This window comes from Shewanella sp. 10N.286.52.C2 (genome assembly GCF_002874545.1).
Lineage (GTDB): Bacteria > Pseudomonadota > Gammaproteobacteria > Enterobacterales > Shewanellaceae > Shewanella.
This window is the reverse complement of record NZ_MCTV01000035.1, coordinates 110,173-128,014: the sequence shown is the minus strand read 5'-3', so window position 1 is coordinate 128,014 and position 17,842 is coordinate 110,173. Positions and strand designations below refer to the sequence as shown.

Here is a 17,842-nt window from a genome sequence, read left to right as displayed (position 1 = left end):
CAGCGTCTTGCTGACCAAGAACAAGCTCGATTGGCAGCAGAAGCCGAAGCGGCGCGTATTGCATTAGAAGCTGAACGTGCAGCAGAGCAGCAACGTCTTGCTGACCAAGAACAAGCTCGATTGGCAGCAGAAGCCGAAGCGGCAGACGTTGAGCAAGAGCAAGTGGATGAGCCTCAGGCTAAACCGGTAAAAGAGGGCTTATTTGCCCGCTTAAAGCGTGGATTACTGCGAACCAGTGAAAACATTGGTAGCGGCTTTATGGGGATCTTCCGCGGTAAAAAAATTGACGATGACTTATTCGAAGAACTCGAAGAGCAATTATTGATTGCCGATGTGGGCGTCGAAACCACCACTCGCCTGATTGATAATTTGACCTCACAAGCATCACGTAAGCAACTTAAAGATGCCGAAGCGCTATATGATTTATTACGAGACGAATTACAAACTATTCTCGATCCAGTGGCAGTCCCTTTAGTGCCTGAAAATGCAGACGGCCCATTTGTTATTTTAATGGTCGGCGTCAATGGCGTGGGTAAAACTACCACCATTGGTAAATTAGCAAAACAGTATCAAAAACAAGGCAAATCTGTCATGTTAGCGGCTGGTGATACCTTCCGTGCAGCAGCCGTTGAGCAATTACAGGTTTGGGGACAACGTAATGACATCCCAGTGATTGCCCAACATACCGGCGCAGACAGTGCCTCGGTATTATTTGATGCATTACAAGCTGCCAAAGCGCGTAATGTTGACGTACTGATTGCCGATACGGCAGGGCGTTTACAAAATAAGAGTCATTTGATGGAAGAGCTGAAAAAAGTTGTTCGCGTCATGAAAAAATTAGACCCTAATGCGCCTCACGAGGTGATGCTAACGCTAGATGCAAGTACCGGGCAAAATGCCATTAGCCAGGCGCAGTTATTCCAAGAAGCCGTTGGGGTAACGGGGATCACCATTAGTAAATTAGATGGTACTGCAAAAGGTGGGGTTATTTTCGCCATTGCTGATAAGTTTAATATTCCGATCCGACACATAGGTGTTGGTGAGCAAATTGATGACTTACGTACTTTTAATTCCAGCGATTTCATCGAAGCATTATTTAGTCAGGAAAAGGCAGAATAGTCATTTATGATCCAGTTTGAGCAAGTCAGTAAGATTTATCCGGGTGGCCAAAAAGCACTCTCAGAAGTTAATTTTCACCTCCAACAAGGGGAAATGGCCTTTTTAACCGGACATTCTGGCGCAGGTAAAAGTACCTTGCTCAAATTGATCACTGTGATTGAGCGAGCCAGTGCCGGTAAAGTATCGATTAATGGTCATGATATTGCCAAGTTAGGGAAAAAGCATGTGCCGTATTTACGTCGCAATATCGGCATGATTTTTCAAAACCACCACTTATTAATGGATAAAAGCGTATTTGATAATATTGCGCTGCCATTAGTGATTGAAGGCTTCTCCCACGGCGAGATCCGCAAAAGAGTTGCTGGCGCACTCGACATGGTGGGGCTGTATGGCAAAGAGCGTCATTTACCCATCATGCTATCTGGCGGTGAGCAACAACGTGTTGGTATTGCCCGCGCCATTGTCAACAAACCGCCTTTATTACTGGCCGATGAACCCACAGGTAACTTAGATCCTAAGTTATCGATGGATATCTTAAGATTATTCGAAACCTTCCATGATTCTGGCACTAGCGTGCTGATTGCCACCCATGACTTAGGCTTGATTGCCCGGATGAAATACCGCACCTTAACCCTGCGTCAGGGCAAAATGCTTGGCAATGACGAGCTCTATTCTGCGACCACAGAAGGGCAAGTATAATGACCAGAAAAGTTAAAATTACCGCCAGTAAGCTGCCTTTTACGGGTCGAGTAGTGATGTTTTTTGTGCGCCACATTCAGCAAGCAATGGCGAGTGTGGGCGAGCTGTGGCGCAACCCGGTGTCCTCTGTGATGACCATGGCGGTACTTGGGGTGAGCTTAAGCTTACCTGCAGCTTTGCAAGTACTGGTTAAAAATGCCGAGAACATCACCCAGTCATGGAATAATGCTGCTGAAATATCGTTATTTATTAACGAAGGCCGCAGTGAGCAATCTATTCAAAATTTAATCCGCCGTATTAATGTATACGCTGAAGTTGATGCGGTTGACTATATAAACCGCGAGCAAGCGCTAGAAGAGTTTCAGCGCTTATCAGGCTTTGGCGAAGCATTATCTTACCTTGATAGTAACCCGTTGCCAGCCGTGGTGGTGGTAACACCTTTGGCGCGTCACTCGAGCCCTGAAGGGGCAAGACAACTATTAGTAAAGCTTGAGCGTGAGCCTGAAGTGAGCTTTGGCCGTTTAGATATTGAATGGCTTGAGCGCCTGCAAGCCATGGTCAGGTTAATTGAGCGCACGGTACTCGCCATTGCTGCGTTATTGGTATTAGCAGTGGTGTTAGTGATTGGCAATACTATTCGCTTAGCCATTATGAATCGCCGTACTGAAATTGAAGTCATGAAACTGGTCGGCGCCACAGAGTCTTTTATTCAACGGCCGTTTCTTTATACCGGTATTTGGTATGGGGTGATTGGCGGCGTGTTAGCTTGGGTTATTATCAATTTATTAGTCTGGTATCTTGATTCTGCTTTAGCTGAGTTGTTAGGTCTTTATGGTAGCCAGTTGCAAATTCAAGCCTTGAGTTTCTCTGAGCTAATTAAGTTAGTGCTACTTGCCTCGTTTTTAGGCTGGCTAGGTTCATACTTATCGGTAAGGCAGCATTTACGTGCCATTGAACCTTCTTAGGGCTTGGTTGGTATCATTTAATAGCTAAATTGATCGCGTAATAGCTAAGTTGATCGCGGCTTTGATGAATTTTTATTAACTTGTAATCGATGTGTTTTCAGTCGAGTATAAATTAGCACAAAAAATGTGCACCAACTAATCTGGTCGCCATGTTGACATATGTCGCCATATCATAGATAGTTCACAAGCTATTGCCGCCAGCTAGCTGTATAATGAGCAATAGACCGTTTTAATGTTGTTAATGTAGGAGCGCCAATGGCCTTTCAATCGCAATCTATGTCACTTACTGTCCCTAGAGGTAGTAGCAGCTTAGAAGCTTATATGCAGTCAGTCACAGGCATCGAAATGCTTGGGGCCGAAGAAGAGCATGAGTTAGCCAAGCGTTTGCAAGAAACTGGCGATCTACAAGCGGCAAAAAAACTGATTATGTCGCACCTGCGCTTTGTAGTGCATGTGGCTAAAGGTTATTCAGGATATGGTTTGCCACAGGCGGACCTTATTCAAGAAGGCAACATTGGTTTGATGAAAGCGGTAAAACGTTTTGATCCTGGTGTTGGTGTGCGCTTGGTGTCTTTTGCTGTGCATTGGATTAAAGCTGAAATTCATGAATACGTGCTTAAAAACTGGCGTATTGTGAAAGTTGCCACCACCAAAGCGCAACGTAAATTATTCTTCAACATTCGTAAAACCAAAAAGCGTTTAGGCTGGTTTAGTGATGAAGAAGTCGGCATGGTTGCCGAAAACCTTGGGGTGTCTAAAAAAGACGTCACTGAGATGGAGTCGCGTATGGCGGCTCAAGATCCTGCATTTGATTTAGCCAGCGACAATGATGATGACAGCGGTGTGGATTTTGCCCCAGTTCATTATTTAGAAGATCATTCTTCCGATGTTGCACTTGAAGTTGAAAATCAAAATTGGGAGTCAGACTCTCAAGCGCGTTTATTCTCGGCAATTAAAACCCTTGATGAACGTAGCCAACATATTTTAAGAGCGCGTTGGTTAGATGATGACAAGACAACACTACAAGAATTAGCCGCTACTTACCAAGTGTCTGCAGAGCGCATTAGACAGCTTGAAAAGAATGCCATGACCAAGCTTAAATCTTGTATGGAAATCTAACTTAGCCTCGGGTTGATTCACTTCAATCTCGCTAAAAACTAAAACCTGCTACGGCAGGTTTTTTTGTGGCTAAAAATTAGCTTTCAACTAAAGCTGTTATTAGCTGAAAGCCGTGATAAAACAGCCTAAAGTGAGTCGAGGTTATATTGGCTCTTAACCGCAGCAATGATCTGTTTGCGAGGTATTTTTAAACTGGCGGACTCAATATTATCGGGCCAAGGGTAATAGTGACGCGGGCGCTTAAAGCGAGCGATAAACTTTAATAGCAGTGCTTCAATGCTGCCAATAACCTCGGTTGTTAGCTGGGCTTGGGGAGCTTTAAATTGAATAATTGCTGCTGGTAGCAAGCTAAATTTAGCATCATATTGGCCAAACACAATGGCCTGAGCGATATCAGGGTGAGCCCTTAAGGCGGCTTCAATTTCTTCTGGGTGAATATTTTCACCACCACAGATAAACATATTGTCTACGCGGCCCAGTAAATGTAACTGACCTTGGTCATCAAATTGGCCTTGGTCATTAGTGCAAAACCAACCGTTCTCATCAACAGGACGCTCAAGTATGGGCTCTGCTCGCTGCTGTGAAGCGCTTAGGGTGTGATCAGGGCTTGCTTGTAAATAGCCTAAAAATAAACATGGGCCTTTGACCCAAATTACCCCATCAACTAGCTTTAATTGCCGCTGTGGCAGCGCTGTACCTAAATGATTAGCGCTATTAATGGCCGCGGTAGTGATTTGTGAGCTCATCTCTGACATGCCGTAACTGCAAAAAGCGCTGATGTGTAACTGAGCTAGCTGTTTAACCAGTAGCAGATCGATCGCGCCGCCACCGAGCAATAATGCTTTTACATGTTTAAGTACTGTCGCATCAGTGTCTAAAATCTGGCTTAGTTGAGCTGATACTAACGATAAGTGGCTTAATGGCGTTTGGGCTAATTGCTTAACAAGAGGCTGCTCGGTACTGAGTACTATGGTGGCAGCGGCGATGGCGCAGCGATTAACAATGGCGAGGCCGCCAATATGAAATAGCGGTAATGATAATAACCAGCTATCCCCTTTATCTAGGTTGATATTTTCAGCTGAGCCTTTGGCGCTAGCAATATGATTACTAAGGCTATGAACCACTCCTTTTGGGGTGCCACTTGATCCAGAGGTCAGAATAACATTCACTGGCTGGCTAGCGTCGATAGCGAAGGGCCTGAGTGGCTTACTGGTATTTAGGTTAAGCTTAAATGTCACCTCAGTTGTGATAGGTTGCGGCTGTGCCTGTGTGGCTAATACTGATGCTAATTGCGGTGTTAAATCAGCCTCAGACCAATAGTAATTGATGTTAAAACGCAGGCATAGTTGGCTTATTTGCGCAGCAGGAAAACGGGGTGATATCGGAAAAAATAATGCCCCTAAATCAATACAGGCCCAATACAGGCAAATCATTTCCAGATTATTACGACTAATGCAGGCCAGTCGATGATTTTTTGCAACCCCTTGGCCGCTAAGTTGCTGCGCCAATGCTAATACCAGCTGACTTAACTGAGCATAGCTAATGGCGGTTTGGGTATCGTTACTCGCAGTTGATGCACTGGCGGTTTTATTGAAACCCGCTGTGAGCTCAGCGGCGCTATTCGGTAAGATGATTGCCACTGCATTTGGATGTTCAATAGCAGTTTGGTGCAGCGGCGATATCATGTTATTCATATTAATGCTCGCTATCGGCAATAAGGATCGATGCTTGATTGAGAGCTGCAGCTTGGGTGAGATCAGCGTCTTGATTGATCGTCGCTTCAGAAATCGTTTCGCGCTGCAGTAGCACACAAACCGCTTTATTCAGTTGCCCTTGTTCATCAATAAGCGGTTCACTAAAGCTTGATAGGGTATCGAGTCCTGGGGTTTCATCTGGAGTCAGCATATAGCTTAATTTAGCCAAGTCATTAATCCCAAGGTTTGCCTCTAAACTTGAGCTTAAAATGCAGCGCACGCCATGGCTATTGGCCGTGGTAATTAACCCTGTTAATTGATTAATACTGCCTATGATGGTGGGTTTAATTACCAGCGCGGTTAGACCTTCAAGCATGTCAAATTGATACTTGCTGTCGTTTAAGCTTTCATCTAAAGCAAAAGGAATTTTAAGGGCTTGGTAAACCTGTTGGTTTTCTGCTGGGGTTTTACATGGCTCTTCAATATATTCAATGGCCGCTTTAGGCAAACACGCTAGAAACTCAATGGCTTGCTCAGGTGTAAAGCCTTGGTTGGCATCTAAACGGAGTTTAAGCTTTGGATTAAGCTCAAGTATTTGATGAATATATTTTATTTCCTGCTCGATACTGGCTTGGGCGACTTTCACTTTAACTGAGTAGCTGCGTTTATCTAATTGGGCCAGTTTTGCTCGTAACTTATTGAGATCTGAGTCTGGTTGATAATAGAAAAGGCCAATTTTACTTTGCATTGATTGAGCATAATCATATTGGGGATGATCAAACCCGCCATCAAGCTTAAGGGCTAATAAACTTAAGCCAAATGCAGCGGATGGATAAAGCTCAGCAGATGCCAATATCTCATTAATTTGAGTAAGGCTACTGCCTATTAAGCGTGGTAATAGGGTGGTGAGTTGTTCGATAACTGCGTCAAGTGATTCATGACTAAAACCGCTGAGCGCCACGCCTTCAATGTCAGTGCCAGACAGTGGCGCTATTTCAACAAAGCTTTGTTGGCCGCTAGTTAGACTTGCTGCAATGACTAAGCCGTGGCGGATATCAATACGTTGTTTAGCTACGGGTAAATGGGGGGCCAAGTTAATTTGATAACGATATAACTCAAGCTGACTAATACGTGGGGCATTCATTAAAACCTGGTTATTATTACTGTTAGCGGTTGCCATGAATGATGTCCTTAAGGGGTTAAAAGTTGGATGATCCTAGCGGCAAACATCTTAGGTTGCGCTTTATGGATATTGTGACCGCAATGAGCAATGGTGACTGTGTTAAGTTGCAGTTTTTGCTGCCACTGCTGGGCAAGTTGACTGAACTTACTGTCTTGTTCTCCCACTAACAGGTAGGCGGGGCAGTGTAATTGCTTCAGCACTTTTTCGCCATTTTGTTGTAACCCTAGCGAGGTACTTTTAAAACAGTGCAGCAGCGCTTGGGGATTGTTTTTACTGCGAATCGCAATCAGGTTTTTTCTAGCGTCCGTGGTTAAATTAGCAAATACTGGCTGTTGATACCATTGCTCGAGAAAGTCTCTAATAGGTTCGACGGCGAGCTTATCGGCCCACTTTTGATCGTGCTTGAGGCGTGCTTGTTTGTCGCGGCTGCTGGTTAAGCCTAAGTGCGCAGACTCCAGCAATAAACTTAATACTGCTTTGGGGTAAAGCTTGGCAATGTGCAGTGCAATACGGCCACCTAATGAATAACCTAACAAATGAAATTGGCTATAACCGAGCTGGATGACTTTATCGACAATAGACTGCGCCGCCGTTTCAAAGCCTGGGGTTGGCAATTCTAGCTGATTGTCACCATGGCCTGGTAAGTCGATACAGATACAGTGAAAGTGCTGACTTAAAATCTGTAAGCTTGCTTGCCAGTCTTCTTTTGACCCCAAAAAACCATGCAATAATACCAGTGCTGGTAAATTGGTGTCGCCAAAACGATTAATTATTGGCATTAGTGCTGCCTCACCCATTGTCCGATGAGTTTAATCTGATCGCTGGCCTGAGTTGGGCTGACATTCACTTCAATGACTGAGGTGCCTGCATATCCCATCGCATCGGCGTAGGCTTCATTAAAACTCGTTAAACTATCCACTTGATTATAGGCCAGACCAAACATGGCTGCTGCGTAGCCAAATTCTAAGCCATGGCTTAAGCGGTAATATTGCTCTCGAACGGCATCATTGGGTACCGGCAGCAGGTTAAAGATATTACCGCCGTCATTGTTTAAAATCACAATCACAAACGGGCTGTTAACGTGTTTGGTCATCGCCAGTGAGTTTAAGTCGTGCAAACTGGAAATATCCCCAATAAGCAAGGTGGTAGGCTGATTATTGGCTAATGCCACCCCAGTTGCGGTAGCGATTAAGCCATCAATACCCGATGCGCCGCGGTTAGTATAAATATCGGGTAGCTCGCAAATGATTGGTGCATACATATCGTATAAGCGTATTGGCAAGCTATTACCAATAAACCATTGATGTGATGCGCTTTGCTGCTGAGCGATATGCCGAACCACTTGCGGCTCACCAAAACTACTTTGATCAATATGCTGCGTCAGTAATGCTTCAATGTTTTGATTGTGCTCAACTAAGCTTAACGCCCAATTAGCTGCAGAGGAGCGAGGCCAATTGTTATTGCACATGGCAGTGATACTGGCTTGCCAAATTCGTTTTGATTGATGGTTTGGATCCAGTCGTTGCTGGTTTGCTAATACCTGCCAATAGCTATGCCATTGATGATTAGCAATAAAGCTGATTAAACGCTTAGAGATAAAGCGGCCACCAAACACCAAAATGCGGTCAGCTTGTTCAATAAATTTACTGGCTTTAGGATTTAGCAGCAGTTGATCGATATGGCCAATAACACTGGGGTGCTGCCTCAGTTGTGATTGCGCGTCGGCGACTATTGGCCAACCCAGTTTTTGAGATAATTCAATAATTTGCTTTGGGTTTTCTTGGGGGGATAAGGTTCCCGCCACAATGATCCCTTTGCCGTGTGCAAAACGCATCATAGTGTCTTGGCTAGGCAGATTGGTTTGAGCTAACTGGCCGTAATCCGTGTAAGGGTGAGAGTGGTTTAACCATGGCGTAATTGGCGTTACATAATCACTCATTGATTGGGCTAATTGCCCTAGGCTTTGAAGCTCTGTGGGATACAGAGGCTCTCGGTACATGCAATTGACATGTACTGGCTGGGTTAAATTTGCCACTGCTTCATCAATGGTGGTGAGCAAGGTATTAGGGCTGATGGCAAGATCCGGCGTCGGTAAATTCACTTGCTTAGCGTAATCAGCAAAAATGGCGGGCTGATTAATGGCTTGGTTAGCGCCGCAGCCAATGAGTTCAGGCGGCCTGTCGCCAGTTAAAATAATCAGTGGCACCTGAGTAAGCCAAGCTTCAATAATGGCGGGATACAGATTCGCTACCGCAGTGCCAGAAGTGGTGATGATGGCCACCGGGCTGTGACTGGCTTTAGCTAAGCCCAGCGCCATGAAACCCAGCCCACGTTCGTCAAAATGAAGGTGAGATTGCAAGCTTGACTGCGCCGCTGCGGCTAAGGTTAATGGGGTTGAGCGAGAGCCTGGCGCCATACAAACATGTTTAACACCCAGTCTGGCTAACTCTTCTAAAATGAGTGCGCCCCAAAGTAAATTGATGTCAGATGTCGGCTGTGATTGCATGTTGATAAACCTAATAGAAAACCAGTTACTAAGAAGTGTAACGCTATCAAGCTGCTATATCTAAGATTTCGGTTGGAAAATTATAAAAAGCTAGCTTGATAAGCTAAAAATAGCGCCAGTAAAGGGGAACAGATAAATTGCTACAATTCAAGCTAGCGACTTTGATTTAACCTAATAGCCTAATTACTGGGCTGGTTATTAATCCATTCACTCATCACCACGTGGGTTTTGATTTTAACGATATCGGCTTGGGCATCAATGTATTCCCGAATTTGATGTAAGCGCTTCATTGATGGGGCATTCACATACACTAATAAATCCATTTCGCCGGTAATGCCTTGGCACGTGATCACTTCAGGAATCGCGTGAAAAACATGGACTACATCAGCGCAATTAGCGCGTTCATGCTGGATTTCGAAATACGCTGAAACGCCTTCTTTTTGTGACTCGCTCAATAGCACTTGATAACCACGGATCACGCCGGTTTGTTCTAGCTTTTTGATGCGTTCAGTGACTGCGCTGCGAGATAAACTCACTTGCTCAGCAATATTTGAAATGCTTTGGCGGGCATTAAGGCGTAATGCGTTAATGATTAATTGATCGAACTTGTCCAAGGCTAACCCTCATTATGTTGGTTATTGAGCTAAATGCCGTCATTTTGTCGGTTTGTTCGGTGATCTTGCAGGTGATATGCTGCAGTTTGACAAGCGCTATCAGCTTATACTCTTACTAAATATCACTATAGATAAAGACAATGAATCAAATTACAGCAAGCATAGGGCGCTGGCAAGGCGCAGGACTGATGGCCACCACTTTGCTGGGCACTGGGGTATTTATATTGCCACAGATGACCATAGAGGTGGCTGGGAGTGGCGCTTTACTGGCGTGGATTATACTCACAGTCGCCATATTGCCGGTGGCAGTGGTATTTGGCTTGCTGGCAAGTCGCTTCCCCCATGCCGCAGGGCCAGCTTATTTTATTGAAAAAGCCTTTGGTATCACAGCAGGGCGCACCATAGGGCTGATTTTTTTATTAGTGATCCCCATTGGCGCCCCCGCAGCCATTTTAATGACCTTTCAATTTATGGATGCGCTGGTTGCTATAACAGGTTGGGGGCAATTGGCCGCCGAAATCGCCATTGTTGCTGTGTTATTGCTGCTTAATTATCGCGGCATTCAAGTGTCTGCCAAATTACAGTTTGGGCTAACACTGGCCATTGTGGCTGTAGTGACTGTGCTATTTGGCAGCAGCGGCGCCAACCTTGGGCAATTAACCTCGCTCTCTGCAGTCGCTAAACCAGAAGCGGCGAGCGTGATGTTAGCCATGGGCATCGGTTTTTGGAGCTTTTTAGGCATAGAAGCCATGACCCATTTAGCCAATGACTTTCGCGACCCGAAAAAAGATATGTTACCAGCAATGATGTTAGGCACTGTGTTGGTGGGGATTATTTATCTGGTGTGCACCTTGTTGTTATTAATTGTGCCAGCTGAAGCTGAGGGCCTTGCAATGGTGCATGCTTTTAATCAGCTATTGAGCGGTTTGGGTGTGCCTGCCATTGGGGCGCAAGTTATCGGTGTATTAGGCATAGCAAGTGGCTTGGCAACGGTAAATGTATATTGTGCCAGTGCAGCGCGGCTACTTTGGAGTTTTAGCCAGCAAGGAATATTGCCCAAGTATTTTGAAAAATTGAACTCATACGGCGTACCTTTGCGGGCATTGGTGACCATTTTAGTGACTATGGTGATGGTTATTGTACTGACATTTATCACTGAGCAGAAACTTGAAGATCTGATTGCCTGGAGTAATGGGGTGTTTGTGATTATCTATTTATTAACCATGTTGTCAGCGGCAAAGTTACTCAGTAAAGCTTACTTACCTTTGGTGGTGGCGGGCTGTGTATTTTGTATTGGAGTGGGCTACGCACTCGCTGAGAATATGTGGTATTCGTGCATCTTAGTGCTGACCGTTGCGCCCTTCATCTATTGGCAGAAAAATCATTTAACTCGTAAGGCGCTAATAAGTGATTAGCTATAAGAGCTTAATTTTGTGAGGCTACCTCGACGCGAGTTAGGCCCTCAAAGAGCCCTTAACGTTGCTCCATGGCGATATTACGCATTTGAATAACTTCACTGTGCTTTAAATGCAGCAAATCTGCGGTGCGGCGAATGATTTGATCTTCATTGCGGCACAGTTTGCCGTCGGAGTAGGCAAGCTTCCACATCCCCAGTAACAGTTTCTGTTTTTGGGCGATGGAGCATTGGGCGTTTATTTCAGCGGTAAACTCGTACAATGAGGTGGCATTGCCTTGAATCAATTTGGCTTCAGCGATGAGCTCATCAGCGGCTTGCAGAGTCAAACCGAGATTCTTAGTGAGCATAGCTGGCAACATGGCCACCTCTTGCTCATCAAGGGTTTCATCTGCGTACATGACTTCAAGTAATAAACTGGCAGCAGCGAGATTAAGCTGACGCGCTTGATCTTCTGGGGTGGTCGCTTGGGTATGGGATTGTAAGAACTGTTTTAATTTAGCAATCATATTGCCTCCAATAAACAAAACGATGTATGCAGCTGTGTCAGCCTATGTGATGACTTTAGCTTAACAGAGACAATAATGCCGAGCGAATGGCTCGGCATTAATTAAAATTAATCCATTAACGATACCGCAAATGTTACATGATTGAACCAAGGCCTTTCATCAACATATCAACTGTGCCTTCAGAGCCGTTGCTTTCTAGATAAGACTTGGCAATATCGACCATAGGCGCCACGTATTCTTTTTTAATTCCAAGTGCTTCAAAGGTGTCATATACCATGCTCGCGCCTTCAAGTGACTTACCAATATCACCAGCTTGAGACAATAACCCTGTCATACCTGAATCTGAAGATAGTGCTGGCACTGCTGCCAATAGCGCATCAGTACCGGGAATGCTATCTGAAATTTGGCTAAAGTCTGAATCGCCCAAGTTAGATTGCGCTAAGCTTAGCAATGCCCCTAAACCACCTTCAGCTTGCTGCTGGTTTAACCCCAGCTGTGACATGACATTACCAACTAAATCAGTTGATTGTGCATCAGCAACCGCTTCAGTAGCGGCGACGGTTTCAACTTTTTCTTCATCACTACCAAAAATGTTATCTAACCATCCAGCTTGAGCGGGTGTGGTGACTGCAAATGCGGTTAATAAAAGGCTTACTGCGGGAGTCATTTTCATTGTGGCCGTCCTGTAGGTAATAATAATTGGATACTTTGGTTAACATTGTAACGCTATTAACAAAATTGTGACAATTGATTTAGGGAACTTCAGTCTAATGACGATATCAATTGTGCAAAAAACTGCTTTTTTCGGTATCCTTAGCAGTATATTTATCTTTTTTTGATTATTGGAACCCCCATGTCATTGTCTGCAATTTTGACTGAAGCATATAATTTCTTTCGTAACCACATTGTACAATTAGCATCATTAACAGTACCGTTGCTGCTACTCCAAGTCGTGATCCAATTATGGTTAGGCAGTGAACTGGCAGCCCAAGCAGAAGTAGAAGTACCACAATTTGGTGCAATGCATGGCGCTGCGATGATGGCGTTATTGCTGATTTTTTCACTGTTGATTTCGGCGCTAACCTTGTACCTAGAGGTGCGATCTCGTGGTCATGAAGTGACCCCTGGGATGATATTGAAAAACAGCTTCACTTTCGTGCCGCCGCTATTATTAGCTGGGGTGTTTTCTGGTTTAGCGATTTTAGCGCCGGTAATGCTGTTTGCTGTGTTTGGGCCGTTTTGGGTTGTAGGTTTGGCGATAAGCTTCTATTTATTTGCCCGTTTAGCTTACGTAAACTTTATGGTGATTGTAGAGCGCCTAACGCCACTAGAAGCCATTAAGAACAGCTTTAAGTTTTCATCTCCTATTGTGCTGAAAACAATGGCTATTTTGATGATGTATATTCCATTGTCATTAGTGGGCGGTACGGTATTATCTCTCGCTGAATTTGGCGGTTTTCCACTACAGGTGATCATCGACACTGTATTCGCATTCTTAGGCCTGTTTGTAAACGTGGCTTTATTCAGATTGTATATGGTTAATCGCAGCACTGATGTTAGCGAAGATGATACCAACAGCGATCATACCGAAATCTAATTAAGTGAGTTGATAGCCTTGAGGAGTTGCCCGAAGTGTTAAATGATATTGAGCTGATAGGCAGCTTCTCTCCTGACATTGTTGAAGATTACACTAAAGCCAAGAGCTATGTGCGAGATATTCCCACCCAGGCTTTGGTGTTTGTCAGAAGTTTTACCCATCAAGTTACTGCGTTAATCGCGGCTAAGCAGTCGCTAAAATTCACTAGCCCCAATTTATATGATCGCATCGAGCAGTTAAATCGCATGCGCTTGATTGATGTGCCTACGACGCGCGCGCTACATAAACTTCGTAGTGACGGTAATCGTGGCGCTCATCCTGAGAAATACCATCTAACCCAAGAGCAATTGGTTACGCTCGCTGAAAAAACCATTAAAAATAGCTTAGGGTTAATTGAGCTGCTATATCCGAAAGTCCACCAAAAAGCTGCGCCAGCATATAAATTTGAAGCTTTTGATTCTTTTGCTGGGCGAGAGTTGTGTTATCAAGCTGTCATGCATAATGATCCCCAAGCGCAATATCTGGTGGGGATGTCGCTCAAGTCAAAAGCATTAATGCAGCAAGAGCAGGAGCAATCACTGCAGCAACCTGAACTTGAACAGGCCGAGTCAATCAGCACCTTTAAACAGGCGGCTTACTGGTTTGAGCTTGCGGCAACGGCGCATCATCAAGGTTTATTTGAACACGGTGTGGCGCTACTGCATGGTTACAGTGGTCATAAAGACGCGCTAAAAGGCGAGCAAGCCATTGAGCAAGCAGCACAAGCAGGTGTGATTGAAGCTAAAGCCTTATTGGGTTATTTCTATTTAGTGGGCTCTAAGCAGTTTCCGCAGGATATGGCATTAGCCGCGAATTGGCTTGAACAGGCCGCCGTGGCAGAAAATGCAGAAGCGATGTCGAATTTGGGGGTACTGTATTATCAGCAGCAACAGTTAACCGATGCATTTGAGTGGATTAGTAAAGCCGCCCAGACAGGTTATCCCCATGCGCAATACCATTTAGCCTTAATGCTCCATAATGGTGAAGGCTGTGAGGCTGATGCTAATACCAGTGAACATTGGTTGGCAGAAGCGGCTGAGCAAGGTCAGCTTGATGCCATGTTTGCCCGCGCGCAGCACATGTTAAATGACGATGCTGGTTTGGGTAGCGATGGCTGTTTAGCCGAGCGCTACTTACGTGATGTGATCAATTATGGCCGCAGTGTCCCTGCTATGATTGAACTGAGTGTCGCTTTGGCCGATGGCATGTTAGGCCGCATTGATGTGGTGGAATCGGCATCCTTGTTAAAGCTGGCAAAACAGCATGCGAATGAACAACAAGCTGAAATTATTGACCCCATTTGGTTGTCGCTGCAAATTCAAATTGATAATGTGATTGGGCTTAAGCCCAGTGAACAAGAGTTAAAGTCATTGCAATATGCGCAGCATATTTTGGCTTAATCGTTTCATACATCCCAGATACCAAAACACCGCCAGCTGGCGGTGTTTTCATTGGTATAGCTAAACGGTAAGCAGCTTGTTAATCAGGATTGTGCTCGAAAGTGCGACCCGTGTTGCTGGGTTTGGCTTTTCGGAACATCTCTGATTTGTAGATAGATGATTCTCGCTGCATGTTGGGATTGCTACGATAAAACTCATTTGCTTGAGACTGCTGGCTGAAAATAGGCTGCATTCTAGGGGCTAGGTATTTACGCCCTAATAAGTTCAATCCGATGAAGCTGACTAGAGCAAACATCAGTAAAAACGGTAATAACACTAACGAGGTCAACGAAATCCCAATCACTAATAGCAATGATAATAGTGGGTGAAAATTCCCTAGGCGCTGTTTTAAATTTGTTTGATTAAACATTTGGTTAAAGTTCATTGTTACTCCTAAAATAACCTTTGAACATCGTCATCAAAATAGCACTGGATGACGATGAATTTAATACTTGAAGCATGACTATCGATGATCCCAGCGCCTAGGTCACGTTAATCATGGTTAATGTTTGTGCATTTTTGCGGCAATCTGGGCAGCAATTTGAGCCAAATTTTATCGTCAGTGATTGTGTTATGAAAAATGGGCTGGCTTATATTGCAGTATTGGGCGATTAAACCTGCGTGACAGCCGTTTGTTTTATCGCTTCTTCTACACTGCCACAAATGATATTTCTTAACCAAAGGTGACCCGGCGCTTGGCTGTTGCGTTCATGCCACAGTAGTACATAGGCCATGGGCATAAACTCAAATGGTAGCGGAATTTCAACCAGTGGATAAAGTAGTGCAGCATGCCTTGCAAAGCTCGATGGCAAAGTAAAAATTAAGTCACTGTGGGCGCAAATACTGGCAGCGCCATAAAAATCTGGCACGGTAGAGCTAATACGCCGATGTAAGTTTTTCTCTGCAAGATGGTAATCCAGCGCCCACCAATCATTGCCTTCACAGCGCACCTGCACATGAGCCATTTGCAGGTACAGCTCTCTATTCCAGTGACCGGCTTTAATTTGTGCCATTAGCGGATGATCTTGGCGGATTAAGCACACTTGCCTATCTTTAAATAAGGTCTGATATTTAATCCCATCAGGCAGTTGCTCTATTTTCAAATCAGCTTGAGGATGAGTATCACGACCTGCAATGCCAAAATCGATTTGCCCCAACTGTAAGTCTTGCATCGACTTTTCAGTCCACACATAAGAGTCTAACTTTACATTGGGTGCTTCTCTTAAAATGGTGCCGATAAAATACGGTAGCAAGGTTTCGTAGGCGCTTTCGACCATGGCAAATGAAAAATGCTGGTGGCTACTGGCAGCAATAAAGCTTGGTGGCTGCACTATTTGATGCAAACTTTGCAGAAGTTGAGGTAATTGTTGGGCAAGATTTACCGCATGGGCAGTGGGCTTTAACCCATGAGCTGTACGCTGAAATAGCGGGTCGTCTAAGGTTGCCCGTAGTCGGTTAAGGCTTTTGCTTAACGCTGACTGACTTAAATGCAGGCGGTTTGCGGCGCGAGTGACCGATTGTTCTTCAAGTAAGACTTGTAGAATGACCAGCAGGTTTAAGTCTATTTTAGCGAGATTATCAATATTCATGTGATATTCCTCAAGGGAAATTTACTTAGGAAATAATACCATTTCTATTCATACCATGAGTAGTCTAAAATGCCGCCCAATTAATCATTACCATGAAATGTAAGAGACCAATTCAATGAGACGTAACCTGCTACCAATACTGATGTTTATGGTGCTACTGAGCCCATTAGCCATCGATATATATTTACCATCCATGCCAACCATGGCGCTAGAGTATGGGGTAAGTGGTAGCCAAATTCAGTCAACATTAGTGTTGTTTTTGTTTGCCATGGGGCTGGGACAAATCCTAATTGGCCCATTAGCCGATCGCTTTGGCCGTAAGCCAATCGCCTTATTCGGTATTGTGTTATATGGCGTGAGCAGCCTAGTTGGCGCGATGGCGGTGGAGTTTGAAGTATTGCAACTTGCACGTGTTCTGCAAGGCTTGGCAGCTTGTTCTACTTCAATTGTGGTATTCAGTGCGGTTCGAGACTGTTATACCAGTCAAGAAAGCGTCAAAATGTACAGTTATTTAAATGGCGCTATTTGCGTTATTCCGGCACTGGCACCAACATTGGGCGGCTTATTAGCCCTGCAGTTTGGCTGGCGTTCAACCTTTATCTTTATGGCGCTGTACGCCATCATCGTATTGGCTATCGTTATTTTTAAATTCCCTGAAACTCGCCCAGCAAGCACAGACACTAGCGGTAAGCTTTATCGCTGGGGACGTTACAAGCCAGTATTAAGCGACCCACACTTCATGTTTTATGCTGCAACCTGTATGGCAGCAATGGCATCTATCATCACCTACGTATCATATTCGCCTATGTGGTTAATTGGCCATCTAGGGGTCAGTGAGTTGGCATTTAGTGGCTTATTTGGCCTCAATGCGGCAGTCAATATTGCGGCTTGTTTTGCTGCGCCAGTGTTAGTTAAGCGCATTGGTAATCGCCCAGGTGTGGTGGTGGCATTAACCTTGATGCTCATCGCGGCAGTCCTTGAGGTGGTGATGCAACTTGTAGGACCTGAAACCGGTTTAGCTGCAGGCTTTAGCTTTATGCTACCTATGATGCTGCTATGTATTGGTTTTGCGATATTACTCGGCCCAGCAACTTCAATGGCATTATCAGCCTTTGGTGAGCGCGCCGGTACGGCAGCAGCTATGTTAGGCTGTATTCAAATGAGCGGCGCATCAGTATTGGCGGCGTTAATTCAAATGACCGATATCACCGCACCTTATGCGGTAGCGATATTAATGGGCGGCTTGTCACTGGTGCTACTCATTATTATGTCATCAAAACGCTTGAATCATTTACATGTTGAGCAAGTGCACCCATAAGTCTAGTTTGACTCGGCTAAGCTGCTAAATAAAAATGC

At 44.8% G+C, this 17,842-nt stretch carries 17 protein-coding genes; 8 read left to right on the top strand and 9 right to left on the bottom strand.

Features of this window, described 5'->3' with window-relative positions:
* From ftsY to rpoH, 4 genes are all read left to right on the top strand, one after another.
* Window positions 1-1,119 (top strand): signal recognition particle-docking protein FtsY (gene ftsY, locus BCU94_RS12950; protein ID WP_102476598.1); only part of this gene is annotated, 1,119 nt, incomplete at its 5' end.
* 6 nt (window positions 1,120-1,125) lie between these two features.
* Complete coding sequence (gene ftsE, locus BCU94_RS12945; RefSeq protein ID WP_076538182.1) at window positions 1,126-1,818, top strand: cell division ATP-binding protein FtsE; 693 nt, start codon at window positions 1,126-1,128, stop codon at window positions 1,816-1,818.
* A complete protein-coding gene (ftsX, locus tag BCU94_RS12940; RefSeq protein ID WP_102440146.1) occupies window positions 1,818-2,783 on the top strand; it encodes a permease-like cell division protein FtsX in 966 nt (321 codons plus the stop codon). Before ftsE ends, ftsX begins: the two co-directional genes overlap by 1 nt.
* Window positions 2,784-3,038: 255 nt before the next feature.
* Window positions 3,039-3,902, top strand: a complete 864-nt coding sequence (gene rpoH / locus BCU94_RS12935; protein ID WP_102440147.1) for an RNA polymerase sigma factor RpoH — start codon at window positions 3,039-3,041, stop codon at window positions 3,900-3,902.
* Window positions 3,903-4,027: 125 nt separating this feature from the next.
* On the opposite strand, the gene menE is transcribed toward rpoH, so the two are convergent.
* The 5 genes from menE to BCU94_RS12910 all read right to left on the bottom strand — a co-directional run bounded on the left by menE (window position 4,028) and on the right by BCU94_RS12910 (window position 9,899).
* Window positions 4,028-5,596 (bottom strand): o-succinylbenzoate--CoA ligase, encoded by a 1,569-nt coding sequence (gene menE / locus BCU94_RS12930; RefSeq protein WP_102476597.1) that lies wholly within the window; start codon window positions 5,594-5,596, stop codon window positions 4,028-4,030.
* Between the two features lies 1 nt (window position 5,597).
* A complete protein-coding gene (menC, locus tag BCU94_RS12925; RefSeq protein ID WP_241905001.1) occupies window positions 5,598-6,776 on the bottom strand; it encodes an o-succinylbenzoate synthase in 1,179 nt (392 codons plus the stop codon).
* A gap of 11 nt (window positions 6,777-6,787) precedes the next feature.
* Complete coding sequence (gene menH, locus BCU94_RS12920) at window positions 6,788-7,558, bottom strand: 2-succinyl-6-hydroxy-2,4-cyclohexadiene-1-carboxylate synthase (protein ID WP_102440149.1); 771 nt, start codon at window positions 7,556-7,558, stop codon at window positions 6,788-6,790.
* A complete protein-coding gene (gene menD, locus BCU94_RS12915; RefSeq protein ID WP_102476596.1) occupies window positions 7,558-9,285 on the bottom strand; it encodes a 2-succinyl-5-enolpyruvyl-6-hydroxy-3-cyclohexene-1-carboxylic-acid synthase in 1,728 nt (575 codons plus the stop codon). Before menD ends, menH begins: the two co-directional genes overlap by 1 nt.
* A 179-nt stretch (window positions 9,286-9,464) precedes the next feature.
* Window positions 9,465-9,899, bottom strand: a complete 435-nt coding sequence (locus BCU94_RS12910) for an Lrp/AsnC family transcriptional regulator (protein ID WP_102440151.1) — start codon at window positions 9,897-9,899, stop codon at window positions 9,465-9,467.
* A gap of 140 nt (window positions 9,900-10,039) precedes the next feature.
* Between BCU94_RS12910 and yjeH the strand changes: the two genes are divergently transcribed.
* Entirely contained in the window at window positions 10,040-11,314 is a 1,275-nt protein-coding gene (yjeH, locus tag BCU94_RS12905) for an L-methionine/branched-chain amino acid transporter (RefSeq protein ID WP_102440152.1), read from the top strand.
* 58 nt (window positions 11,315-11,372) lie between these two features.
* On the opposite strand, the gene BCU94_RS12900 is transcribed toward yjeH, so the two are convergent.
* Window positions 11,373-11,822, bottom strand: coding sequence for a TerB family tellurite resistance protein (locus tag BCU94_RS12900; RefSeq protein ID WP_102440153.1), 450 nt, complete (start codon window positions 11,820-11,822; stop codon window positions 11,373-11,375).
* 133 nt (window positions 11,823-11,955) lie between these two features.
* Window positions 11,956-12,495: a DUF2780 domain-containing protein gene (locus BCU94_RS12895; RefSeq protein ID WP_102440154.1), complete on the bottom strand. Its 540-nt coding sequence runs from the start codon at window positions 12,493-12,495 to the stop codon at window positions 11,956-11,958.
* 180 nt (window positions 12,496-12,675) lie between these two features.
* Between BCU94_RS12895 and BCU94_RS12890 the strand changes: the two genes are divergently transcribed.
* Both BCU94_RS12890 and BCU94_RS12885 read left to right on the top strand, forming a co-directional pair.
* Window positions 12,676-13,419: a hypothetical protein gene (locus BCU94_RS12890; RefSeq protein ID WP_102440155.1), complete on the top strand. Its 744-nt coding sequence runs from the start codon at window positions 12,676-12,678 to the stop codon at window positions 13,417-13,419.
* Between the two features lie 35 nt (window positions 13,420-13,454).
* On the top strand, window positions 13,455-14,858 hold the full coding sequence (locus BCU94_RS12885) for a tetratricopeptide repeat protein (RefSeq protein ID WP_102440156.1): 1,404 nt from the start codon (window positions 13,455-13,457) through the stop codon (window positions 14,856-14,858).
* A gap of 79 nt (window positions 14,859-14,937) precedes the next feature.
* On the opposite strand, the gene BCU94_RS12880 is transcribed toward BCU94_RS12885, so the two are convergent.
* Together BCU94_RS12880 and BCU94_RS12875 are read right to left on the bottom strand one after the other, a co-directional pair.
* Entirely contained in the window at window positions 14,938-15,282 is a 345-nt protein-coding gene (locus BCU94_RS12880) for a hypothetical protein (RefSeq protein ID WP_102440157.1), read from the bottom strand.
* 226 nt (window positions 15,283-15,508) lie between these two features.
* Window positions 15,509-16,486, bottom strand: a complete 978-nt coding sequence (locus BCU94_RS12875) for a LysR family transcriptional regulator (protein WP_102440158.1) — start codon at window positions 16,484-16,486, stop codon at window positions 15,509-15,511.
* 115 nt (window positions 16,487-16,601) lie between these two features.
* Here BCU94_RS12875 and BCU94_RS12870 point away from each other — a divergent pair, with 115 nt between their 5' ends.
* On the top strand, window positions 16,602-17,804 hold the full coding sequence (locus tag BCU94_RS12870) for a multidrug effflux MFS transporter (RefSeq protein WP_102476595.1): 1,203 nt from the start codon (window positions 16,602-16,604) through the stop codon (window positions 17,802-17,804).
* The last annotated feature ends 38 nt before the right edge of the window (window positions 17,805-17,842 follow it).